This is a genomic window from Persicirhabdus sediminis (assembly GCF_016595495.1).
GTDB classification, from domain to species: Bacteria; Verrucomicrobiota; Verrucomicrobiia; order Verrucomicrobiales; family Akkermansiaceae; genus Persicirhabdus; species Persicirhabdus sediminis.
Window position 1 is genome coordinate 51,020 of sequence record NZ_JAENIM010000008.1, and the last position, 23,644, is coordinate 74,663.

General features: G+C 50.4%; 22 protein-coding genes. 7 read left to right on the forward strand and 15 right to left on the reverse strand.

The window, feature by feature from the left end:
* Nucleotides 1-26: 26 nt before the first annotated feature.
* Entirely contained in the window at nucleotides 27-1,478 is a 1,452-nt protein-coding gene (locus JIN82_RS00590) for an SDR family oxidoreductase (RefSeq protein ID WP_200309666.1), read from the forward strand.
* A gap of 82 nt (nucleotides 1,479-1,560) precedes the next feature.
* Here JIN82_RS00590 and JIN82_RS00595 read toward each other — a convergent pair whose 3' ends face one another.
* The 15 genes from JIN82_RS00595 to JIN82_RS00665 all read right to left on the reverse strand — a co-directional run bounded on the left by JIN82_RS00595 (nucleotide 1,561) and on the right by JIN82_RS00665 (nucleotide 18,313).
* A complete protein-coding gene (locus tag JIN82_RS00595) occupies nucleotides 1,561-2,454 on the reverse strand; it encodes a D-hexose-6-phosphate mutarotase (protein WP_200309667.1) in 894 nt (297 codons plus the stop codon).
* Nucleotides 2,455-2,588: 134 nt separating this feature from the next.
* A complete protein-coding gene (locus JIN82_RS00600; RefSeq protein WP_200309668.1) occupies nucleotides 2,589-3,365 on the reverse strand; it encodes an IclR family transcriptional regulator in 777 nt (258 codons plus the stop codon).
* A gap of 237 nt (nucleotides 3,366-3,602) precedes the next feature.
* Nucleotides 3,603-4,910, reverse strand: coding sequence for a DUF1501 domain-containing protein (locus tag JIN82_RS00605; protein ID WP_200309669.1), 1,308 nt, complete (start codon nucleotides 4,908-4,910; stop codon nucleotides 3,603-3,605).
* A gap of 15 nt (nucleotides 4,911-4,925) precedes the next feature.
* The gene (locus tag JIN82_RS00610) at nucleotides 4,926-6,977 is read right to left on the reverse strand and encodes a DUF1549 domain-containing protein (protein ID WP_200309671.1); all 2,052 of its coding nucleotides are present in this window, start codon (nucleotides 6,975-6,977) and stop codon (nucleotides 4,926-4,928) included.
* A gap of 157 nt (nucleotides 6,978-7,134) precedes the next feature.
* A complete protein-coding gene (gene yaaA, locus JIN82_RS00615) occupies nucleotides 7,135-7,908 on the reverse strand; it encodes a peroxide stress protein YaaA (protein ID WP_200309673.1) in 774 nt (257 codons plus the stop codon).
* A 168-nt stretch (nucleotides 7,909-8,076) separates the two neighbouring features.
* A complete protein-coding gene (locus JIN82_RS00620) occupies nucleotides 8,077-8,778 on the reverse strand; it encodes a PEP-CTERM sorting domain-containing protein (RefSeq protein ID WP_200309674.1) in 702 nt (233 codons plus the stop codon).
* Between the two features lie 384 nt (nucleotides 8,779-9,162).
* Nucleotides 9,163-9,846 (reverse strand): PEP-CTERM sorting domain-containing protein, encoded by a 684-nt coding sequence (locus JIN82_RS00625; RefSeq protein WP_200309675.1) that lies wholly within the window; start codon nucleotides 9,844-9,846, stop codon nucleotides 9,163-9,165.
* Between the two features lie 377 nt (nucleotides 9,847-10,223).
* Nucleotides 10,224-10,733, reverse strand: coding sequence for a peptidylprolyl isomerase (locus JIN82_RS00630; protein WP_200309676.1), 510 nt, complete (start codon nucleotides 10,731-10,733; stop codon nucleotides 10,224-10,226).
* An 88-nt stretch (nucleotides 10,734-10,821) separates the two neighbouring features.
* Nucleotides 10,822-11,085 (reverse strand): PF20097 family protein, encoded by a 264-nt coding sequence (locus JIN82_RS00635; protein WP_200309677.1) that lies wholly within the window; start codon nucleotides 11,083-11,085, stop codon nucleotides 10,822-10,824.
* A 200-nt stretch (nucleotides 11,086-11,285) separates the two neighbouring features.
* Nucleotides 11,286-11,744: a DMP19 family protein gene (locus JIN82_RS00640; RefSeq protein ID WP_200309678.1), complete on the reverse strand. Its 459-nt coding sequence runs from the start codon at nucleotides 11,742-11,744 to the stop codon at nucleotides 11,286-11,288.
* Between the two features lie 59 nt (nucleotides 11,745-11,803).
* Nucleotides 11,804-13,051 (reverse strand): C39 family peptidase, encoded by a 1,248-nt coding sequence (locus JIN82_RS00645; protein WP_200309679.1) that lies wholly within the window; start codon nucleotides 13,049-13,051, stop codon nucleotides 11,804-11,806.
* Between the two features lie 179 nt (nucleotides 13,052-13,230).
* Nucleotides 13,231-15,696: a protein translocase subunit SecD gene (gene secD, locus JIN82_RS00650; protein ID WP_200309681.1), complete on the reverse strand. Its 2,466-nt coding sequence runs from the start codon at nucleotides 15,694-15,696 to the stop codon at nucleotides 13,231-13,233.
* 103 nt (nucleotides 15,697-15,799) lie between these two features.
* Nucleotides 15,800-16,129: a preprotein translocase subunit YajC gene (gene yajC / locus JIN82_RS00655; protein WP_234041673.1), complete on the reverse strand. Its 330-nt coding sequence runs from the start codon at nucleotides 16,127-16,129 to the stop codon at nucleotides 15,800-15,802.
* A 176-nt stretch (nucleotides 16,130-16,305) separates the two neighbouring features.
* Nucleotides 16,306-17,433: a tRNA guanosine(34) transglycosylase Tgt gene (gene tgt, locus JIN82_RS00660; protein ID WP_200309685.1), complete on the reverse strand. Its 1,128-nt coding sequence runs from the start codon at nucleotides 17,431-17,433 to the stop codon at nucleotides 16,306-16,308.
* Nucleotides 17,434-17,620: 187 nt separating this feature from the next.
* The gene (locus tag JIN82_RS00665; RefSeq protein ID WP_200309687.1) at nucleotides 17,621-18,313 is read right to left on the reverse strand and encodes a DUF4339 domain-containing protein; all 693 of its coding nucleotides are present in this window, start codon (nucleotides 18,311-18,313) and stop codon (nucleotides 17,621-17,623) included.
* 179 nt (nucleotides 18,314-18,492) lie between these two features.
* Between JIN82_RS00665 and JIN82_RS00670 the strand changes: the two genes are divergently transcribed.
* The 6 genes from JIN82_RS00670 to JIN82_RS00695 all read left to right on the forward strand — a co-directional run bounded on the left by JIN82_RS00670 (nucleotide 18,493) and on the right by JIN82_RS00695 (nucleotide 23,644).
* On the forward strand, nucleotides 18,493-19,299 hold the full coding sequence (locus JIN82_RS00670; RefSeq protein ID WP_200309689.1) for an enoyl-ACP reductase FabI: 807 nt from the start codon (nucleotides 18,493-18,495) through the stop codon (nucleotides 19,297-19,299).
* Nucleotides 19,300-19,333: 34 nt separating this feature from the next.
* Entirely contained in the window at nucleotides 19,334-20,020 is a 687-nt protein-coding gene (locus JIN82_RS00675; protein ID WP_200309691.1) for a DUF4190 domain-containing protein, read from the forward strand.
* Nucleotides 20,021-20,023: 3 nt separating this feature from the next.
* A complete protein-coding gene (locus tag JIN82_RS00680) occupies nucleotides 20,024-20,635 on the forward strand; it encodes a DUF4190 domain-containing protein (protein ID WP_200309693.1) in 612 nt (203 codons plus the stop codon).
* A gap of 79 nt (nucleotides 20,636-20,714) precedes the next feature.
* Nucleotides 20,715-21,473: a GYF domain-containing protein gene (locus JIN82_RS00685; RefSeq protein ID WP_200309695.1), complete on the forward strand. Its 759-nt coding sequence runs from the start codon at nucleotides 20,715-20,717 to the stop codon at nucleotides 21,471-21,473.
* Nucleotides 21,473-21,877 carry a DUF2752 domain-containing protein gene (locus tag JIN82_RS00690; protein ID WP_200309697.1) on the forward strand — a complete coding sequence of 135 codons (405 nt, stop codon included), beginning with the start codon at nucleotides 21,473-21,475 and terminating at the stop codon, nucleotides 21,875-21,877. The genes JIN82_RS00685 and JIN82_RS00690 overlap by 1 nt, the downstream gene beginning before the upstream one ends.
* 816 nt (nucleotides 21,878-22,693) lie before the next feature.
* Nucleotides 22,694-23,644 (forward strand): preprotein translocase subunit SecD, encoded by a 951-nt coding sequence (locus JIN82_RS00695; protein WP_200309699.1) that lies wholly within the window; start codon nucleotides 22,694-22,696, stop codon nucleotides 23,642-23,644.

Below are 23,644 nucleotides of genomic sequence, written 5' to 3' on the forward strand. Positions count from 1 at the left end.
TCAGAACCAGCTGATAGTTTGCTAGTATGGATAAAAAATCAATCTTGGTTACTGGTGCCACAGGTTATGTAGGCGGTCGTCTGGTACCGCTCTTGCTGGAACTTGGCCATGATGTGTCTGTGCTCGTGCGTGATGCTGAGCGCGTGGCATGGCGTGATTGGTTTTCTCAGGTCACGGTGATCGAAGCTGACTTGTTAGCTAGTGATGCTAGCTGGGGTGAGGTTACTGGTTTGGCGGACCATTACGATGTCGCCTATTACCTCGTCCACTCTATCAACTCGGGTGAAGGGTTTATTGAGCGGGAGAAGAAAATGGTTAGTCAGTTTAATAAAGTATTCTCACAGCTGGATCATGTGATTTATTTAGGTGGCCATTTTCCGAGTGAAGGAGAAGTGTCTGAGCATCTAGCTAGCCGAGCGTTGACTGGTGAGTTGTTAGCTGAAAACTACCAATGCACACAGTTTCGCGCTGGGCCAGTGATTGGTTCAGGCTCGGCCTCATTTGAGATGTTGCGTTATCTCACTGAGCGCCTACCAGTGATGGTAGCGCCAAAATGGGTCATGAACTACGTGCAGCCGGTGGCGATTCGCAATGTGCTAGAATACTTGGTGGCAGCGCTGGATGTCGGTCCTGTTGGAGTGGTGGACATTGGTGGTGAGCGCATGAAGTTTGTAGATATGATGCTGCGCTATGGCGATGTACGCGGGCTCAAGCGTCTGGTGATTCCCTTGCCTGTATTAACGCCAGGTCTAGCGGCTCACTGGGTAGGATTTGTGACGCCTATATCTAACGACCTCGCTGTGCCTATCATCAAGAGCGTGATTTCCTCAGTGGTTGCTGATACGGCTATGGCTGAGAAATATTTTCCGCAGGTTGTGCCGATGCCCTTTGAGCGCGCGGTAAAACTGGCCTTAGAGAAAAGTGAACAGAAGATGATAGAGACTCGCTGGTCTGGGGCAATGGGCAATCGTAAGACGACTGAGCTGCACGATAGCCAGGGTATGATCAAAGAGATCCGCAGTATTTATGCGGACGTGCAGCCTGAGCACGCCTATGCGGCTTTCACCACGCTGGGCGGCGAAGAAGGTTGGTTAGCGTGGAATTGGGCGTGGGTGATCCGTGGGCGCTTTGACGCGCTGATAGGTGGGCCAGGCTTGCGTCGAGGTCGTCGCCATCCGAGCGAGATTGCAGTTGGTGACGCGGTAGATTTTTGGCGGGTAGAAAAAGTGATACCGCAGCGCGAGTTACTTTTGCGCGCGGAGATGAAGGTTCCGGGGCCAGCCTGGTTACAGTTTAAAGTTGAGCCAGAGGGTGACGGTTGTCGGATTTTTCAGACGGCGTATTTTGAACCAATTGGTCTAGCTGGGGTGTTGTATTGGTATGCATTGTACCCAGTTCACCGGCTGATTTTTAATGCAATGATTTCAGCCCTAGCAGCTAGGGCTGAAAGTTTTGCCAGCGGTGAGAAATCAATCTAGCGGGAATGGTTTTGATTTTAAGCTAACAAAATGACTAGCTCAGCAAGCTGAGTTTGTGATTAGAAGCTCAAATGGTATTTAGCTAGAGTGTTTCCGCGGAAATAATAAGTGAGCACAAGTGCTTGCCCATAGCTGGCACGCTAACGGATTTATCGTGTGCGTTGGCGGTTTCTACACAGATGAAATCATGGTATTCCTCGTCAGCTAGATCGCCGAGGTCAGCCGCTTTTTCGTTCCACGGGTTCCAGACAACCGTGGAGCCACTGCCAGATTTTTGTATCTTGATGATGCGGTTCCAGTTTTTATCGAGGATGTGGGTGGTGGCATCACTTTGATAGATTCTATCTACTTCACCTGAGAAAGAAACATCGCCTGATTGTAGACGCTCAGTTTGCTCACCGACGGTGTCGATGTAGCGGGCTTGGTCTAGGCCGGTGACGCTGACTTGGCTGCTGTCTGAAACACAGAAATAGCTGTGCAGCGCCTCACTAACCGTGATGGATTCATTGCTGAAGTTTTCGCTGAGCAATTCTAGCTGCAGCTCGTGACCGATGCGAACGCGCAAGGTGGTGCGAGTTGATTGTGGTAGCCAAATTTCAGTTCCTTGGGTGGGCAGCTCAAAGGTGAGCTCAACAAATTCTTCATTTGCTTGGCTAGCAATGAGGTTCCAGAAGCGGTTGCGGGCAAAGCCGTGAGATGGAAATGAGCTCTCTGTTGGATGGGCATTAAACCACGGCCAGCAGATTGGAATGCCTCCACGGATGGCTTTGCCTTCAGTGTAGATAGCCTGTGAGCTGGTGAAAATGATAGGTTTCTCGCCAGCTGGCTGGAAAGCAGTTAGGTGAGCACCATGCAGGGCGATTTCGCCGCTGGCTTTTGGGTGGGTGATTTGCGCTACTGGATAGCCAGCTGATTTTTCAACAAATCGAAGTTGTCCGGTGATTTCGTATTCGGCTAGATCGGGAAGTGTCTGCATAGGGTGGTCTGTGATTTCACGCAGTAGTTAGCATGTGTCCCTATTGTAGCAAGTGCCAAGCCAGATTTGTGGCCGAAAAAAAGCCTCACCACTGTGCGATGGTGAGGCTCGGAAAAAATGTTTGGGTGTGTCGCTTAGTCTAGGCCTAAGTTAGCATAGATTTCATCGCGGCACTGGAAGAGCAACTTGCAGATTTCTTCTTCGTCGATCTTCTTCTTTTTCAGCTTCATGCTAGGTACTGCTAGAGCGACTGGGCGCTCGGCGAGTGGAAGCAGGATGCTGTAGTCAGTAACGCTCTCGTGGAAGCTACTCTCGGCGCGGAAAATCTCGTCATTGCCACCTTCGACTGCGGTCATTTTTTTGCCAACACGTGGTGAGCGCTCGTTGTTGCGTCTCGCCAGCTCAAGCAGGAGAATTCTACCTGAGAGAGTTTCCATTGGTGGCTGCATGCTACCTACTTCAACGGACAAACTGATGCTCTTCTGTGGCAACTCTTGAGCGATGGCTAGGAGTTGATCTTCGTAGATGATGCTGAGGTGGACTGAGGCGTCCATTTCTTTGGCAAATTTGCGCATTGGGCGGCGTGATGCATCTAAGATCTGGCGCAGCGGAATGTGCATGTGTGCTAAGCTAAACATCTTGAGTGACATTTGATAGCAGCCAGTCTCAGGATCACGGGTGATATAGCCCTGCTTATTAAGCACTTCGAGAACTCGGAAAATCTCACTATTACTTCTTCCTAGTTTACGGGCAATTTCTGTCTGGCTCAGTGGAGTTGCCTCTTTGGCTAGGGTTTCAAGAATATTGAGGCCCTTTTCTAATGCTGGGGCGCTGTATGTTCGTTTTGGTGTGCTCATTTTATCTCTGAGGATGTTTTCGCCAATGAAAATTTGTTGTTTCCATTCTGGCATGGTTTTTTTGTTAAAATCAAGAGATTTCTTTCCTGCGGCAGCGAAGCTTTGCTCGCTGAGATTTGTAATATAGCGCTAGATGACAACGATGCAACCGTTTACATTGAGTTTTTTCACGGGTGCAAATTACTTTTCAGGTATGAGCTTTTTATGGTTAAAAATCAATAACTTATGGCTATCGTGTAACTAAAACGATTCAATTAAATTACGAGTGATAGGCACTATAGACCCTTATTATCAGGTGTGATTAAATATCGATGTGAGTGGCTGACCTTTTCTGCCTGACATTTTAAATGGCCGCTTGGTAGGAGACATAATGACTTTATCGTAGGGGACACCCATAGCGTAGCCAATTGTGGCGTTAAGTGAATCAGGGTGAATCTTATCAGCCTCATGAGCGACCTCGTGGCCAAATTCACTGGTACCACCATAGACGGTGCCACCTTTGACACCTCCGCCAGCGATTAATCCGCTGAATGCTTTTGGATAATGACCGCGGCCAGCGTTGCCGTTGACTTCCGGCGAGCGGCCAAATTCGGTGGTGAGCACAACTAGAGTTTCGTCGAGCAGCCCGAGAGTTTTCAGGTCATGGAGCAGTGCGGCGAGCCCTTGGTCGACCTCTGGCATTTTCAGGTCCATGAGGTTGAAATTGTCAGCGTGCCAGTCAAACCCGCCGTTAGAAACTTCGATGAAGCGCACGCCGCGCTGGACGAGCCGGCGGGCGAGTAGGCAGCCACGGGCGAACCGTCCACTGCCGTAGAGTTTCTGGGTTGCGTCAGATTCTTGGCTGAGGTCGAATGCCTCGAGGTCTTCGCTTTTCATCAGCTTGATGGCGGCGTCAAACATCTCGTTGTACGCGCGCACATCGCGGTAGCCGCTGTGAAATTGTTCATCAAAGGGAGCGTCAAGCTTGTGGCGCAGGTCGACTTGTTGGTGAAAATCGGCCTCGCTGGTGCCATTGAGTTTGGCATTTTTGATGCCGCTATTGGCATCGCCAATGGGCAGCGGCGAATAGGAGGGATCAAAAAATCCCGCGCCGGGGTGTTTGTTGCCCGTATGCACGGTGATGTAGTTTGGCAGCGTGGATTTGCTCTCCGGCGACAAATAGTTGACCCACGCGCCATTAGCTGGATGCACGATGCTACCGCGTGGCTCGTAGGAGGTATGCATGGCGTAGTTGCCCTGCGCGTGCGCCCCTTGAGTGGTGGTGAGTGAGCGCAGCAGGCAAACATTGTCCATCTGCGCGGCGAGCAATGGCAGACAGGCGCCTAGCTGGATGCCGTCTACGGCGGTGCTGATGGCCTTAGCTGGGCCAGTGTATTTTTCGGGCGCGTCAGGTTTGGGGTCGAGCGTATCGATGTGCGACATGCCGCCGCTCATGTAGAGGAAAATGACATGTTTGGCGGTGGCTGCTTGTGGTGGTGGCGCGGCGCCCTCGCCAAATAATGATGAGGCTGAGGCGGCAATGCTGACGCCAAAGCAGGTTTTTGCCGTTCTGGCTAGGAAGGCTCGGCGTGAGAGTTGGTTGAGCTGGTTGGCATTCATCGTGGCAGTAGGTAATTATTGGACAAAGAGGAAGCGCTTGGAGGTCAGCATGGCTCTGACGAGCGACTCCCTTTGTTTGCTGTTTTTAGGGTTTTGCAGATAGGGGGAGAAATCCAGCCGCTCAGATTCGCTAGGGTAGGCGGCATAGATGGAGAGAAATAACATGTCTAGCTGATCGGCGGGCGACTCCTGCTGGTTGAGCTCATGGGTGAAATTTTTGCTATTTCTGGCGAAATTGCGGATTTCACTGCCATTCATCAAAGTGAGCGATTGTGGGATTGATGCTTGGGTATGGCCAGCGTCTGGTGTCATGCGGTCAGAGGCGCCGAAGTTGCGCAAAAACTCACCTGGATGGTGTGGTGTGGGCAGCTCAGAGCTTCTCATGAAGGCGGCTTTTTCAGGTTTCCCCTGATAGGTCATGCCCATCATGCTGACTGAGCTGGCCATACTTTCTTCGCTCTGCTCTTTGAGTTTTCGTTTGTAGGCTTTGCGTTTGGCGGCGACTTGCTGCATCAGCAAGCTGGCCTTTTTCATGTCACCTGCTTTGCGGGCATCTTGGGCCTCCAGCTGTAGGGCACGAGTCTCACGCTGAACGGCTCGTTTTTCTTCTTCAGATTTGTCGTAGGCGGCGTCGATTTTTACCAGCTCATCTGGCTGGCCGTGCAACAGCTGCAGCGCTGTCTGCTGGTTGGTTTGCCATTTTTGCAGCATCTTCTGGTTGCGTACATTATCTACATTGCCGGCATTCAGAGTGACTAGAGAATCGCGCAATTCTTCAGCGGATAGGCGCCGCAGCGGCGGTCCTGCCCAGTGAAATGCTTGTCCCATTGGTGGTTCGTCGCCATTGGCGTGGCGCTGGAACAGCTGCGTGTGGTAGAGCACACGGAGGATTTCGCGTGTATCGTAGTTGCTAGACTTGGCTAGCTCCGCGAGGTAGTTGAGCACTTCGGGGTGGGAAATCTTCGTTGTCTCAGTCCAGTCATCTAGCGGCTCGACGATGCCGCGGCCAAACACATGGCTCCACAGCCGGTTGACGTAGACGGTGGTGAAATAGGGATTGTCGCGCGCGCTCAGCCAGTCGGCAAATACTGCGCGTCTATGTTCTGGCTGGAAATCAGCTGGATTATTGCCAAACAGCACCGCTGGGGTGACTTTTTCTCCAGGCTCACCGTCGTTGTATTTGTAGTCGGCTGGCAGTTTGAGTGCTTTGCTTGGATTTTCATAAATCGCATCCTTCTGCACATCTTTAAATAATGAGGAGAAATTTTTGTAGAGCACTTTGCTGCCGCGCGCGCCATTGGAGTTTTGCCCTTTACTAGCTTTAGGCGCGTTACCGACATTGGGCCGTTGGCTTTTCACCATGGCGGCGACTTGATCTTTGGCTTTCTCGCTGCGGTACTCGGTGCCAGCGGCAAAGGCAGCCATCTGGAAGTACTCTTTTTGCGTCATGTTCTCGAATGGATGGTCGTGGCACTGGGCGCAGCCAATGCGGTTACCTAAGAAAATCTGCACGGTATTGCTCATATTATCCAACAGCATGTTGCGGTCGCGTAGGTAATAACCAACCGCTGCATTTTCCGCAGCGTGGCCAGACGCCTTGAGCATCTCGCGCACCATTTCATCGTAGGGCATATTATTTTCCACAGCGTCGCGCAGCCACAGGTTCCACGCCAGCCCGCTGCTTTGGCCGCCGCCGGGGTTGGTTTTCACCCGCAGCAAATCAGCCCACATGTTGAAGAGGTGGCTATTCATTCCCGCTGAGCCGACGAGCTGGTTGACTAGACTGACGCGTTTATCCACGTCTGGGTCAGTTAAAAACTGCTTGGCTTCTTGGTGGGTGGGAATGCGACCAATGATATTGATGTACGCGCGGCGCAAAAAGGTGGCGTCATCGATCAGCGCGTTGGCGGTGACTTGATCGCGCTGGTTGGCCTTTTCCATCAGCAAGTCGAGGTTGAGAACGTGCTCGGTCACTTTGCTGTTGGCCATCTCCGCATGCAGCTGCAGCGGCTGGATGAATATGAGAGACAGGGCGAGTGCCTGTTGGGTGAATTTTAGGGTATCCATTGTACAGAGGTGGGTGGCTCAGTGGGGCTAATGGGCGGGTGAATAATTTAGCTTAACATTATATTAACGGTCATACAGATGGAAAAGTTGCGAAAAAAAGAGCCCGCTGGAAGTCAGCGGGCTCGCAAAATGACGATCAATTTCGCTAGTTTGAGGGCTATTGCTCAGCTCTGAGGAAGACTAGCTGGCCGTCCTTGCTAGACGCTGCATCGTAGACGTAGCCAGCTTCAGAGAAGTTTTTTAGCTCAGCGGGATCGGTGATTTTATTGCGGATGGCCCACGCCGCCATCAGCCCGCGCGCTTTCTTGGCGTAGAATGAAATGATTTTGAATTTGCCATTTTTCTCATCCTTAAAGACCGGCGTGATGATGGGAGCTTGCAAGTTTTTTGGCTGAATCGCTTTGTAATATTCGTTGGATGCCAGATTGACCACCGCTGGGTTGCTTTGGCCTGCGAGTTCGGCATTGAGCGCGTCCGTCAGCTGGCTGCCCCAGAATTTGTACAAATTCGCCCCGCGCTCATTTTCCAGCTTGGTGCCCATTTCTAGACGATAAGGCAGCATCAAATCCAGCGGGCGCAACATGCCGTAAAGGCCTGAAAGAATGCGAATCTGCGACTGCGCGCTGGCCAGCTCGTCGGCATTCCAGCTGGCGACGTCGAGCCCTTGGTAGACATCACCTTTGAACGCAAAGATAGCTGGGCGACCTTTTGGCGCGGTGTAGTTTTTGTGCCATTGCTCGAAGCGGCCAGCATTGAGCTCGGCGATTTTCTCTGACACTTTCATCAGCGCGGAGATTTGCTCCGGCGCATACTCAGCCAGCTGGCTGGCTAGAACCTCCGAGTCGTCGAGAAAGCTCGGCATACTGGCGGTCAGCTCGGGAAGTGGGGATTCGTAGTCGAGTGTCTTAGCGGGTGAGAGTAAGAAAATCATGCTGCTAGCAAAGCGCATCTATCTGCATTGTCAATGCAGGCTTTTTGGCTGATAGATGTTAGCCAGCGGGCTAAGCAGCGGAAAAAAAAAGCACTCGAGGGAATCATTACCCCGAGTGCTCGCAAATCTAGCTGGACTAGATCCAGCTGGCTGGAGAAGTTCTATCAGCTAGCCGCGGCGACGTCTAATCAGCGCGATTCCGCCCAGCGCTAACAAGCTCATGCTTGTTGGCTCAGGGATAGGATTAACAGAATCCCTAGCCTCCAGCTGGAATGATTGCCCGTAACCGTAGTTTAGATCAGAGATATACTTTTGCTCGCCTACTAATAACTCACCAACAGTGTTTTCCTCATCAACAGAGTATTCTGATAGATCCAATGTGGAGCCAGCCTGATCATGGAACACGGATGCTCTATATTTGTAAATCAAGACTTCTGAAGAGGACTCAAAAGTACTTCCATTGCCGATAAACAAATAGATACTTTTTCCATAAAAGCCATCGCCTTTTGTTATGTCTTGCTCTGTTGTGAAGTTATATAAACCAGGATTGCCATCTCTAGCGGTTTCTCCATCATATCCGAAAGCTGAGGTTTCGCCAACTTGATGGAAATGTTCGGCGAGCGTCTTAATGGTGGTCTCTTTGTCTTCGATTTCATCGTCCGCGATACCAAAATAACCGATACCAATGACGCCTGAGCCCTCCTCCATCGGCTTGTCTTTACTGTCAGCGATGCCGCTATACTTGGGGTTAGTGTTATATGGGTCCTCTTCTGCGTTGTAGATTTTGAATGTCACCATGGCTGCATTAAGAGTTGTTAGTGTGGTGATGAAAACAAAACCTACCAAGAGATTTTTTAGTGCGAATTTCATAGGATTTTTTGATATATAAATTAATAGACTGTCTATCTCTGCTCTAGCTGATGCATTTTGCTGGCTTAATGATGCTTTCTCCAAGTGCACAACTTAGTGCATTGGTCTGGTGCTTGGAGGATGCAAATTTTTTAGCAAGCGAGTGAGACTAAACCGCGTCACCTCTAATTCCTTTTTTGTTAAAAATGGCGACAAGTCAAATCAAGAAATAGAATACTTTATTTACAGGTTAAACGCTTGTAGTTGTGAGGAATAGTGGGGCAGACTGCCTGTAGCTCAATCAGCTAGGATTATGGGCAGAAAAAAGCACTCGAGGGAATCAATCCCCCGAGTGCTCGCAAATCTAGCTGGAATCCATCCAGCTGGCTGGAGAAGTTCTATCAGCTAGGCACGGTGGCGCAAAATCAGCGCGATCCCACCCAGCGTTAGCAAGCTCATGCTTGTTGGCTCAGGAACAGGGATGGCAGCCAGCCGTAAGGTCAGCTGACCATCGTCGTTTTGCTGGCTCTTGTAGCGGATATCTGAAACTAACAATTCGGCGACGGTGTTTTTTTGCCGATAGCTATTTGCAGCAAGGTGGTTGGTGGCGCCTTCAGAAAAAAGCTGGGTAGTTTCAAATTTATATAAAAGGACCTCCTTCATTTCATTGAAGCTGTCTTCGCAGTCTTCGCTGCCGATAATGAGGTAAACATTATCACCATGAAGTGGGTCATTTTCTACCATTTCTATATTTGCGGAAAAATCAAATCTTCCGGGGTCGTCTGAGTTCGACGCTCTGCAGTCGCGGCGTCGGTTGAAAGTAGATGTTTCACCTGCTTGCTGGAAGGCTGCCGACAAAGTCTCCACCGTGGTATCTTCTGATCTTTCGTCATCGTCACTAATATCAAGGTAGTCGATGCCAATGGCTCTTGTATTGCTAGGAATCAAGCCGCCGTCACTAGCTGCGGTGCCGTTGTCTCTGTTATTAGATAGCTGAACGTTGGTTACCGTTATGGTCGCGGCATTTGTAATTGCTAGACAGCTAAGCGAAAACAAACCTACCAAGAGTATGATTGCATATTCTTTCATTAACTTTGATTAGATGAAGTTGTAAATTCGAAGCCTTCGTCTATATTGACTGTCTATTTTTATGAATTAGAGCAAAAGGGAACTTGCACCTCATGATAGCCTCAATAGCTTAGGTTTCTTATTTGGGGGTACAATTTTCTAATCAAGTGGGGTTGACTAAATCGTTGTGGTGGCGGGCGCTTATTTGTTAAAATTCATGCTTTAGTCAATTCTAGAACCGTAAAACATTGTTTGAAATAGGAAACGCCAGTTTGGTGTTATAGCGGGGCTTAACGATTGCGCCTTAGCCTTATATGCAGGCACAAAAAAGCACCCGAGGGAATCATTCCCCCGAGTGCTCGGAAATCTAGCTGGCATAGATCCAGCTGGCTGGAAAGTTAGGCAAGTGCCTTGTTCCACTCAGCGATGCGGTCAGCCTGTGCAGCAAAGAGCGCGTCAGTAGAACCGTGGATTTCGATAGACTCGATCTTGTCGCCTTGAGCGATAGAATCAACAACGTCCTGACCTTCAGTAACCGCGCCAAATACTGTGTGGCGACCGTCGAGGTGTGGAGTAGGGCCGTGTGTGATGAAGAACTGTGAACCGTTAGTGTTTGGTCCAGCATTGGCCATTGAGAGGATACCTGCTTTGTCGTGTTTGTACTCAGCTGGCTTGCATTCGCACTCAAACTTGTAGCCTGGGCCGCCCATGCCTGTACCAGTTGGATCGCCACCTTGGATCATGAAGTTTGCGATCACGCGGTGGAAAACGATGCCGTCGTAGAATCCTTTGCTCGCCAGGTTAAGGAAGCTGGCGCAAGTCACTTGCATGTCAGCTGCAAACATAGTGAGTTTGATGGCGCCCTTGTTGGTTTTGATGGTGATGTCGATATCTTGGATGTCGCTCATAGTGCGCTGAGAAAATCACAGATCGGCCAGCTTGAACATGAAATTTTTATTTCTCCCCGCTGTGCGAATGATCCAGCTGTTTAGCGATTTACTTCTGCATCAAGTACAGCCCGCACGACGGGCAATGCTCAGCGGCATGTTTGCTGCGCAGCAAGGGTGTTTTTTCTGAAATGGGCACGCCGCCAAGAAGCATTTTGCGTGCCTTTGACTGCGACTCGCCCATCCAGCGTATGCTCGAGCTGGAGATCAGGTGGCCAAATTCCATCGCCTTGCCGCACTGCGGGCATAGCCGCTCCACGCTTGGGTCGGCGCTGGGCGTGGTATACATGGCTTCGTCTGAACTATTTTGCATGATGAAAATGAAAGCTAACAAATACGCCAGCTGCAGTCGATAGTGAATCTCCAGCTAGCTGGGAAGTTCAAGTCACGCTTGGCTTGAGGCGAAAGTGCCTTTGGCTGCGAGCTAGGCTCAGTGTTTACAACTTGTGAGTCAGCTAGCTATCAATGAGGAGTGCCTACTGGCTGGAACTTTGGGAAGTTCAGTTGTGCTTTCTAGCGTATAGTTCTTCTTATGTACTCGACGTACATAGTGCCCAGCATCTCTTCACCTGAGCTGAAGAACTCGTCTACATCTCTGGTCAACAACTCGTATTCCTCAGGCCGCTCCTCCATGAACTTATAAAATATATCTTCACGATCCTCTTGAGATTCAGGAAACTGCCCATCTGGAAAAATTCCACAAACGCTAGCTAGCTTGAGCCTAGAACCTTCAGCTCCTATTTCATCAAGAATGTTCATGAACTCTGGGAAGTGATCTCCGCCAGCTCCTACGATATACAGGTCTATACCCGTGCCATTAATATCCATGAGAAACCATGATATTAACCATACAGCCTTAGATACTCTGTCCAAGTCATCCACGGTACAGCCTGACATTATATATCGTTCATCTACATAATTTGCCGTGAAGGAAAAACCTTCCTTGATAAGCATTTCAGCTGTTTCGTTCATTCATTGTGAAAATTTAAGTTTTTGTCATTTTGCGGAGGAGCTCCAGCCAGCTGAGAAGTTTAATTCACGGTCGGCTTGAGGGTGAAGAGCCCCTTGGTGGCGTGGTAGGCGTCGCGCATTTTCATGGTTTTGAATTCGTGGCCAGCGCCCCATGAATCACTGAAGATGATTTTCTCTTGGTCATCGTTGTAGCCGATGATGATTCTCATGTGGCCGCCTTGTGTTTGTGGGTTCAAGTTAGGTTCTTCTTGGTATTTGCCTAGCTCGAGCGACCAGAGCAATGGCACGCCGATGTTGATAGAGTCGCGGATAGCTTTGAGGACACGGCGTTCGTCTAGCTCTTTGCCTTGGTAGTAGACATCGCGTTTTTGATCAACAGTGACCATGCGCCCGTTAGACCCCATCATGCCAATGATTTTGAGTCTGGTTTTGAATCGGTAATCGATGTCGCCGAGTGCGTCTGCCATTTTTAATGTATTGGTTCCCATCTGCGGGTCGGCATTGGTGATTTGAGCGAGTTGGTGCATGTCTGCGCCAATGCCAAAATGTTCAAATAACCGCTGTACGGAGGCGACCACACAGTATCCTTTGCGGCCCTGGTCAACCATAGGAATGCCCTTGATGAAGACGTTGCCTTCCTTGTCTTCGACGAGGAAATCTTTGAGTTTAGATGATTTGATAGATGCGCCACCACGGGAGTTGAGCATGGAGGCAGCCAGCCCGCTGCGGGCAGATTTATTGGCGACTCGGAGACGCAAAAATTCGGGTGTTTGTGATCCTAGTGCGCCCTCGTTGTATTCGAGCAGGGCGATGCCTTTGGGAGAATTCCAGCTGTATCCTTCGGTGAGTAGCCCGTTTCTAGGATCTGCTTTGCGTTGGTTAGGCCTGCATTGCAGCGCTTCGCCCATGCTTTTACCAGTGAGCATGTAGATTTCGTTGAGTTTGTCGCTGGAGATTTCGCCCATGTCACCGCGGTTGTAGATTGAGAAGGTGACGAGGTTGAGTTTATCATCAGCAAAATCGACAATGACTTCTTCGACTTTGAGTTTTTTATCAAACAGGTTGAGAACGATTTGCCCATTACTATGGGTGATGCTGTTCATCTTTGCGCGTGATTTGTCCGCGGTGAGCCATTTGTAATATTTCGATTTTCCCTTAGCGAATTCTTGCTCAAATTCCTCACTCGTCATTTCCCAGTTGCTTGGGAAATTAATCAATTCGTCCAGCGGCACGGAGGTTTTCTTTTTCCCGGCAATGGCGTGACTCAGCTGGAGGATGATTAATAGTGGTAGAAGGAATTTTAACATGTGAGTATTTGTATTTGTGTTCTTGCTAGATTTCTAACGAATCTAGCGGATTGACTCAAGTGAGAATAACAGTTTGCTCAATATCGAGCGTTTAATAATAGGGTGAGCTGGGGATATGAGAACAAAAAAAGCCTCGCTGGAAATCCAGCGAGGCTTGGTAAATTGTGATGAATTGGCGATTAAGCTTTTTCAGGCACTTCTTTTTCGATGCCTTCGAGCTCGTCGTCGTCATCGTGTTTGGTGATCTCAGCACGGAGGTCACCACCTTTGCGGCGGCTCCAGACGTAGACGACTGGTGCAGCGATGAAGATGGATGAGTAAGTACCGATGAGCACACCAATCATGATGGTGTATGAGAAGTCGCGCAGACCTTCACCACCGAAGATGAAGAGCACCAGAACAGCCACGAATGTGGTGAATGATGTCAGCACGGTACGTGAGAGCGTCGCGTTGATGGCGAAGTTCATGACATCTTTGATGCCGCCATCTTCTTGGTTGCGCAGTTCCTCACGAATACGGTCAAATACAACGATGGTATCGTTAATTGAGTAACCGGCGATGGTGAGGAAGGCACCAACGTGGATCAATGTAAGCTCTCCGCCTGTGAGAACGATGATGCCCAAGGTGATGACCAAATCGTGGAACAGAGCGGCACAAGCACCGAGTGCGAATGAGAACTCAAAGCGCAGGGTGATGTAGATGAGGATAGCAATGAGGCCAATGCCCAGCGCGCTAAGCGCGGTGATGAGGAATTCTCTACCCATAGTAGCACTCACCGTATCTTGGTCCGGCTGGTGGTCGGTAGCGATTTCGTCGTAGTTAGCCTGCATGAACTCGATGACCTTGTCTGTGTCAGCTGTTGCACAGCGAACTGAGAGGATGTTGAGGCCAACGTTAGTGGTCTCTTCCAGAGCGGTTACAGATTGAGTCAATTCGAGAGCATTGAGTTTGCTCTGAGCTTCTTCAGCGAGGATGTGGTCTTCGCCGAGGTCGAAGTGGATGATGGTACCACCAGTGAAGTCGATACCGAGCGCACTGTTACCTTTGACACCTACGCCGCAGACACTGCCGAGGAGAAGAACTCCTGAAATCATAGCGGCGATACGGCGCTTGCTGAGGAAGTCGAACTTACGCTTAGGAATGACATTGAGGAAGGTCATCTTGTCCTTGAGCAGCTTGGCGTCAGCCGCCCACCAGAAGAGTACGCGAGTGAACAGCAGCGCTGCGATCATGGATGCGATGATACCAATTGTCAGTGTCACGGCGAAACCTTTCACAGTACCTGAAGCACGCCAGAAAAGGATACAAGCAGTGATCAGGGTGGTGATGTTGGCGTCGAAAATCGCTGAGAATGCTTTTTCGTAAGCCACTTCGATAGCGTTTTTGAGTGACTTGCCATTGGCGAGTTCTTCACGCAGACGTTCGTAGATGAGAACGTTAGCATCAACGGCGATACCAATTGTCAGGATGATACCTGCAATACCTGGAAGGGTGAAGGTGAAGCCAAACAGAGCCATGGCTCCGAACAGGATAATGACGTTGAGAGTGAGGCCGAGAAGGGCGATCACACCAGCGAATCTGTAGTAGATCAGCACAAAGATCATGGTCAGCAAGAGACCTGCAATACCTGCGTAGATACCTTGGCTGACGGTAGAAGCACCGAGGCTAGCGGATACTGAGCGCATCTCGTCTACCTGCAGTGGGTTTTTCAGCGGGTTCATCAGAGCTGAGGACAGCGCCTGTGCTTCTTCGATGGAGTCCATGCCAGAGATCTGGAATAAAGAACCAAAGACACCATTGATGGATGGAGCTGAGAGAACTTCGCCATCGAGAACGATAGCCATACGTGTGTGGCCGATGTTGGCTGCACGTGTGGTAGCAAACATGAGGTCGCCACCTTCGCCATTGAGCTCTACTGCAATTTGGCCAGCGTCAGCACCATAGAGTGCTTGAGCGCGGGTGATGTAGGAACCATCAATAACGATACGGTTTCTGAGAAGTAGGTCTTCAGTTATCGCGCGACCATCTCTGTCAGTATTCTTGTACTGGTAGAGTTTGTAGCCTGGGATGATGTTGGTTTCTGGATCAGCAGCTACTTCTGGAGCTAGCGTGCTTGATTCTTCGTGAACCAGACGGATTTCCAGCTTCGCCACTTGCTCGAGCACGGTGCGAATTTCTTCGGCACGGCCTGGTTCCACACCTGGCATTTGCACGATGATGCGGTCGGCACCTTGCTGCTGGATAATGAGATCTTCAGTACCCATGCTGTTGAGGCGCTTCTCGATGGTGAGAATCGCTTGCGTCACCGCGTCAGCTGTGAGCGGCACAGGTTTGCCTGCTTCGTCGGTATTTGGCTGAACGCGCAGAGTGAATGAGGATCCACCAACCAAATCAATACCACCTTTAAGGGATGAGGCTTCATTGAAGGACTTTTTGCCTGAGAAGAGGTCGCCCATTTGACTAGAAGTCGGTGGGATCACGGCAAAGATGGAGAAGACGGCGATCATGGCCACGATGATGGTGCCCAGATTACGTTTGCGTTTTTGAATCTCGGTAGCGAAGTACCAGAAGAACAACCCAAGGAGCAAGAGTCCTGAAAGGAAGATCATCAGTCCGTCACCGGAGAATGTGTTAGCTATTGTCATGTGTGATTAGCAATGATTGCTGGTTGATTTATCCAGATGAGCTGACCACATAGCAGTTTGTGAGGCCTGCGGCTAGCTGGAAAGTGTGTATGATGGGCAAAAATTATTTTTTTGCGCCTTTCTGAGCGGCTTTTTCAGCGCTAGGGATGCTGGCGATGGCAGTCTTATCAAATTCGACATTAATGCCTTCAGCTACTTTTACAGAAACGGTGAGCTCGCCAATGCTGTGAACGATGCCGTGCATGCCTCCTGCGGTGACGACTTTATCACCTTTTTTCATCGCCTCGACGCGCTGGCGCAGTTCCTTTTGGCGTTTTTGCTGTGGGCGGAATAATACAACCCACATGATAACAACCATAACAATCATCATGATGAATGTGTTGGTTGGGTCTCCCTGTTGGCCTTGGGCTAGTGTTGAGATGATCATGCTCATATACTTAGTAGTGTTATTTTAAATTGGTTAGTTCAGCTGGGAATACGCGTGCACACGTCCTCCCGCCATGTGATTGAGGCGCAAAAGAAAATGCTGGTTACGCGAGGAAAGCAATCTCAAACTGATGATTTCCATGCGCCCGTGTGGACTCAACGAGTCGACTACGTTGGGCAAATCTACGATTTTGCATGATAACGCGCATTAAACGCATCTTTGAACTCAGTGAAGCGGTCGGCTTCAATCGCCGCGCGCGCGTCTGCCATCAGGCCTAGGAAGAAGTGCAAGTTGTGGAACGATAGCAAGCGTGCGCTTAGTAATTCCTTACTTCTGAATAGGTGGCGGATGAATGAACGAGAAAATCTTGCAACGTGCGGGTGGCTGGTTTCACACAGCGGGCGCTCGTCGAACTCAAATTGTTTATTTTTGATGTGGATTGGGCCGTCGAGTGTGTACGCCAGTCCGTGACGGGCGACTCGAGTTGGCAGCACACAGTCAAACATATCAACGCCTTGGCCAATCATTTCCAGCAGCTGCGGCGGTGTGCCGAGTCCCATCGCGTAGCGTGGTTTGTCAGCTGGCAGGTGAGGGGTGGCATTTTCAATTGCGCGGAACATCTCGTGCTCGGGCTCGCCCACGGAAACGCCGCCGATGGCGTAACCGTCGAAGTCCATGGCGACCAGCTCTTTAGCTGAGCGCTCACGCAAGTCGGCGTAGATGCTGCCCTGGACGATGCCAAAGTGCATCTGCTTGCCATTGCCTGATTTTGGTTCGTTAGCTACCACCCAGTCTTTGCATCGCTGCGCCCAGCGGGTGGTCAGCTCGAGTGATTCAGTAGCGTATTTCTCATCACACGGGTACGGCGGACATTCGTCAAAAAGCATAGCAATGTCTGAGCCGAGCACCGACTGAATCTGCATGCTGAACTCTGGCGTGAACATCATCTTGGCGCCGTCGATGTGGTTGGAAAAACGCACGCCTTCTTCAGTGATCTTGCGCAGCTTGGCTAAAGACCAGACCTGAAAGCCACCAGAGTCGGTGAGGATAGGTTTGTCCCAAGTAGAAAATCCATGCAAACCGCCAAATTTCTCAATCACATCCAGCCCTGGGCGTAAGTTAAGGTGGTAGGTATTGCCCAAAATAATCTGCGCACCCAGCAGCTCGACTTCCTCTGGGTGTAGTGTTTTCACCATGCCCTGTGTGCCTACTGGCATGAAAATAGGCGTCTCGATGGTGCCATGCGGGGTGACGAGTCGGCCACGCCGCGCTTTGGTTTTGCTATCGGTCTTTAGAAGTGTGAATGACATGGATTCGCTGAGCTCTCTGCTTTGATGCTCTGAGCTAGCGCCGCAGGCATCGATTGGCTAGCCTAATGTGCGTGCGGGGAAAGTCGAATCTTTTAAGCCAATCGCAGGTGGCCATAGACACAAGCGCCGCCAGCCAGCTGGAAATGGTCCAGCTAGCTGGCATGCCAATCAAGTCTACCATTGATCTCTACAGGCTGGGAACGTAGTGGATCCATCCTTGCACCAGCGGGTGAGCCGCTAGCTGCAGACCCAGCCAGAAGACGGCGAGCCAAAATGCCAGCTTGCCGACGATTTCCAGAAAACTATGCCGCGGAACTTGCAGGTAGCCAGTGGGCGAGCAGATCATGTGCATCAGCAGGTAGAGGTTATAAATTGGCACCAATAAGCCGATGTTGGCTTTGCGGGTATATCCTAAGTTCTGCAGCCGGCTGGCGCACACCATCAAGCTGACGGCGACAATGGCTGCCACACCAGCGTAGAAAATCAGCTGATTAGCTGGTGACCAAACCATCATGGCATAAACCAGCGCGGGAAGAATAAGACAAAGGTAGGCATTGTAAGAAAACCTGCCGATGCCACCGTAGTCGATGCACAAGCTCTCGTAGCCAACTTTATCTTTCAGGTAGACTTTGTGGCTATTTGAGTGCGGTGCTGGTTTGAAGTTTCCCAGCGAAGTCGCTGGCACCCATCCGTGCATGCCGTCGCGCCAAACCATAACTTCTTCATATAATTGGCGATGGTGAAATTTTCGTTTCAGCTGCTGTTCTGAGAATGGGCCAAATTGTTCATTTTGGTGCATGAGATACCATTCCTTTTTCTTGGCGGGGAAAATGTGGGGGTGAGCCAAGAATTCACCTACTGAGTGAAGACTAAGTTGCATTGTTTTTGGGGGTTGGTTTATTTTGTCTAAGTGCAGACAAAAGAGTAGTTTAGGGCTAGTTGGTGGGAGGGTCAAGCTAGGAGCTGAAAATTCAATCTGAACATGAATTATTCATGTAGAAGAATAAGTAAGCGATTTGGGGGTTGAAGTTTTGAGCGATTTGGTAATGATTGGCCGCGATGAGTTATCAACCTTTAAGCGGGAAGACGGCCGTAGTTTTCGGCGTAGCAAATAAGCGTAGCATTGCTTATGCTGTGGCTAAGGCCTGGCATGATGCTGGAGCGAATTTGATTTTGAATTACCAAGGTGAGCGCAACAAAGATAGCGTTGCTAAAATTGCTCAATCTTTGTCCGAAGATATTCCTGTCTATCCCTGTGATGTGAGTAGTGATGTTGAGTTGGATGAATTCTTCGAAAATGTGAAGAAGCATTCCGACACAATCGATATCGTTCTGCATGCCGTAGCATTCGCGCCACGCGAAGCTCTGGAAAACCCATTCATCGAAACTTCTCGTGAGGCGTACTCAATCGCTCACGACATCAGTGCTTATTCACTAGTTGCCATCGCTCAGCGCGCTGAGACTATGATGCCTAGCGGTGGTAGCATCCTTGCGATGAGCTACTACGGTGCTGCTAAAGTTATTCCACGTTACAACGTGATGGGTGTTGCTAAAGCTAGCCTCGAAGCCAGCACTCGCTACCTCGCTGCTGACCTCGGTGCCAAAAACATCCGCGTCAACTGCGTTAGCGCTGGGCCAGTTAATACACTTGCTGCTCGCGGCATCGGTGGCCTTAACCTCATGCTCAAGCATTACGAAAAATTTGCTCCACTTGGCCGTACTTGTACGCTCGAGGAAATTGGTGCAACTAGCCTGTTCCTCGCTACTGACGGAGCTGGCGGTATCACTGGTCAGACAATCTACGTCGACGGTGGTTACGAAATCAACGGCATGACTCTTGAAGAAGAAGTCTACCCAAATAAGTAAGTATTAGTTTGAATTAGCGTAGTATTCATCAGCTATGAGCCATTGGTATTACGCTAAAGACCAACAACAGCTCGGACCAGTTAGCCAAGAGGAACTTTCCTCAATGCTGGCACGAGCTGAATTATCACCTAACGATCTCGCTTGGACGGATGGAATGGCCGAATGGCTGGAAATTGGTAAAATTTCCCAGCTGGCCAGTCCTCCTCCTTCGCAGACAATTCCTCCGGCGGGCAAATTAGACCCGCCAGCTGGATCCATTTCTAGCGGATCCGCCGTGCCTACTTCGGCAGCTTCTCCCTATCAGACTCCCGTTAGTGGCCATGCTTATGCTCCGGGGAGTACGATCTATCAGCCACGTCCGGTGCAGTCAACCAACTCACTGGCCATTACTTCATTAGTGCTGGGCTGTTTGAGCCTAGTCGCCTGCGGTTTTTTATCCTCCATTCCGGGCGCAATTTGCGGGCACATCGCCCTTAGCCAGATCAAGCGAAGCTCACCTGAGCAGCCGGGCAGGGGCCTAGCCATCACAGGGCTTGTGCTCAATCATATTGTCAATGCTCTCTTGTTGTTAGTCATTTTGTTTTTCCTTGGCATGATGGTCTTAGGTTTGTCGCTGAGTGCCTCCGATTTTGAAAATCTCAATATCGACGACTCGGACTCTATTGAGGACTTTTTAGACAGCGAGTCTGAGCGCTTGATAGACGAAGGCGAAGCAAACTAATTAATGGAAAACTGGTATTATGCCGTGGACCAGCAACAGGCTGGTCCTGTTAGCCGAGAAATCATATTGGCGAAGTTAGATAGCGGTGAGCTGTCAGCGGATGACCTGGCTTGGAATGACAGCATGGACGAGTGGCTGGAAATTGGCAAAATCCCTCGGCTAGTCACGCCGCCATTTGTATCTTCGCCTCCAGCGGTGCCTGTGACTCCCTCGGCTAGTGCTGGTAAGCCTCCACATACAGGTTCGGCTGTGCCGCCTGTGTCCACTGCCGCGCCCGCGCCAGCTGCAGTAGCCGCGCAGCGTAACGGCGATGCCAGCTTGTCGCCTTACCAAACGCCTAAAACCGTTGGCCAAACTAATGTCTATCAGCATGGCCAAGCGCGTAAAACTAACGGCTGTGCCATTGCTTCAGTAATCTTAGCTTGCATTAGCCTATTGTCCTGTTGGTTTTTTAGCTCCATTCCGGGAGCGATTTTTGGCCATTTGGCACTCCGGCAGATCAAACGATCTTCGCCACCGCAGCCTGGCCGCCGGCTTGCGATAGCGGGCTTGATTCTCTGTCATTTAGTAAATGTGATGACCTTAGCTGCTATTTTCTTTGCTATTGGTGCTTGATTACTAGAATCTTAATGCCAGCAGCTAATCAATGGCCAATAGACACAACTTTGTTTAAAATTTAGATTACAATAAGATCATGAGTGAATGGTATTACGCAAAAAACCAGCAACAGCTAGGACCCGTTAGTAAAGACGAATTGTTGGCGAAGTTAGAAAGTGGCGAGCTAGCTGCTACAGATCTAGCATGGACTGATAGTATGGCTGAGTGGACTGCCATTGGTAAAATCTCCGCACTGCAGAGCGCCGCGGCAGCGGCTGTGCCACCTCCATCGGCATCACCAGCCAGCGCCGCATCAGCCGTGCCCGCTGCTGAGAGCACTCCCTATCAATCACCAAAAACATCCGCGGAGAGCGCTGCGCCTAGCTACCAGACTCCCGCACCACCAGCTGGAACTAACGGATTTGCCGTCACCACATTGATCTTAGGTTTTCTAGCCGTGATCTGCTTAGTGGTTTGTATTGGCCCGCTATTTGGCATCGTCGGTATCGTTTTTGGTCACATTGCCCTAGTGAAAATCAAGCACTCTGAGCCACGTCAGAGTGGCCGCGGACTAGCCATCACCGGTCTGGTTCTGAATTACCTCAGTGTGCTAGCGTGCGTTGTCATTGCTGGTTTCTTCTTCTGGCTGTTTTCAGGTATGGAAACTACTGGCCCTGACGGTCAGCCACTTCCTGAAGATGAGGTTATGGAAGTTGTTCTAGATCGGTTTGAGGAGGTATTTGGTACCGAAATTACCGAAGAAGTTAGACGTAGTGTGGAGCAGGCAGAAGCTGAAGCAGCCGAAGAGTCGGGCGAGGAATCATCAGCGCCGGCTCAACCAGCCGCTGACGAATAATGATGAAGGCGCGCGTAGCCTATCTGCTAGCGCCCGTGTGGCTCGTTCTGCTGCTTGGCATCCTCTATGGATTTGCTAAGTGGCAGCAAAAAGTCATGCCCGCATGCATGCTGCGCGAGCTCACTGGCTGGCAGTGCCCTGGCTGTGGCGGCACCCGCACTGCTAGGGCCATTTTATCTGGCCAGCTAGATCAGGCCTTGCAGCTGAATCCACTTCTAACGATCTTATTTGCCGCCGCCGTTTTGTGGAGTCTCTGGCTGAGTGTCGTGCACGGCATGCTCGCTAAACCGCGGGCTCATAAACCACTCGCTGGCGCCGTGCCTAGCTGGTCGCTCAATGGCAAAATCCTAGGCCTAACTCTAGCCATAGTTGTGCTCTTCGCCCTAGCTAGAAATTTCATCTAGCAATCGTCTGCCGAAGGCTTTGGAGTGCGGCGATCCTTCGCCGCTTTTTGTGGCGCTGGCGGTATTTTTTTCATCCTAACGACAGTCTAGCTGGGTGTGATGTTTTCAGCCACGATCCATTCTGCCTTCGGCAGATCATTGGTTGGTTGGGCTGACCACGGGTTGCACTCGCTAGGGCTCGTTGACCCGCGGCTAAAATCTTTAAACCCTCCGGGTTTGAGAATGGAACTGGGCTAGAAAGTTTCCAGCTAGGAGGTGGGGCTGCTAAACATTGCGCTGGCTGGAATATGTTTCGCCCCTTCAGGGCTTGGGTTTGAGGGTGGCGTTTTCCTAGGGTTGCGTTGCGCCTTCGGCGCTGCCTTACCCTAGGCTGGGCTGTTATACGCCTTCGGCGTCAAACCGAGTAATGGGTGAGATCGGAATTGGGCCAGCTAGGAATTGAGCCAGCTAGGAATTGGGCCAGCTAGGAATTGGGCCAGCTAGGAATTGGGCCAGCTAGGAATTGGGCCAGCTAGGAATTGGGCCAGCTAGGAATTGAGCCAGCTAGGAATTGAGCCAGCTAGGAATTGGGCCAGCTAGGAATTGAGCCAGCTAGGAATTGGGCCAGCTAGGAATTGAGCCAGCTAGGAAATTGAGCCAGCTAGTGGCTGGTGGATAGGCAATGTTTGGCGGAGTTGACTGTCGTCGGTTTTTGTATTCCAGATTATCGTTTAAGCTCTTGCTAGAGCAGTTTTTTCTATCTATGAAATTATTAGCTTTGGTTGCTGCTAGTTGGTAGCCTGAGGCCTTGATGATTATCTAATCTATTTGAAGCAAATGAATCTATCTATCGACAACGAGTCAGCCATTTATCTCATCGGACTATCAGTTTTGGCCGTCTGTCTCATTTACCTAGCGGTAAGAATTTTTAGAAGCGGGGGCATCTATCGACCTCTGTTTGTCTCGTTGCCGCTGGCGATGATGTCATTAGTATTTTTTTGTGGTCCTTTGACTGAAGTTAGAGCTGATGAGGCGTCTACGGATGATGTGGCGAAGGATGAGCTTGGCGGTTTATCAGTGACTCTTAGAGTGCTACCTCAAGCTAGCTGGGGCGATGAGGTAAAGCCGCTTGAGGCCGACGCGGTGAGCCAAGCGATTCTCACCATCGAGCAGCGCCTCAATAGCAGGGGTACTGAAGATCTGATCATCCAGCAGGAAGGTGCCGACCGCATCATGGTGCAAATGCCCGGTACTGAATTGGCTGAGGTAGAGGCGGTTCGCGTTTTGCTTGAGAGTATCGCTAAGCTGGAACTCCGTCTGGTTCACGAGGAATCACGCACGCTAGCTCCAGAAGTAGCTGCCGATCCACAAACCAACCTCATTCCTGGCTACAAACTCTATCATTACGAATCGACGGATAGGGATGGTAACGCAGTCACCGAAGACCTTCTGCTCAGAAACCGTACCGTTATTGATGGCTCCTACATCACCCGCGCTCAGGCACTTTATGGTGCTTATGCCGGTCAAATCGTAGTTGAGCTTAATGATGAGGGTGGTGAAATTTTGTTAGCTACAACCAAGAAAGCCAAGCCTGGGCAGACTCGTATGGCGATTGTGTTGGACGGTAAAGTGCTTTCTGCTCCGTCTATCAATGGTGTTTTTGGTTCTTCATTCCAGATCTCTGGCATGGACTCGCTCGAAGAAGCTCAGGCGCTGTCCGCTGCGCTGATGAACCCGCTGAAAAACCCTGTGACTATTGAAGAAGTCCGATGGTTGCCAGCGAAGTAG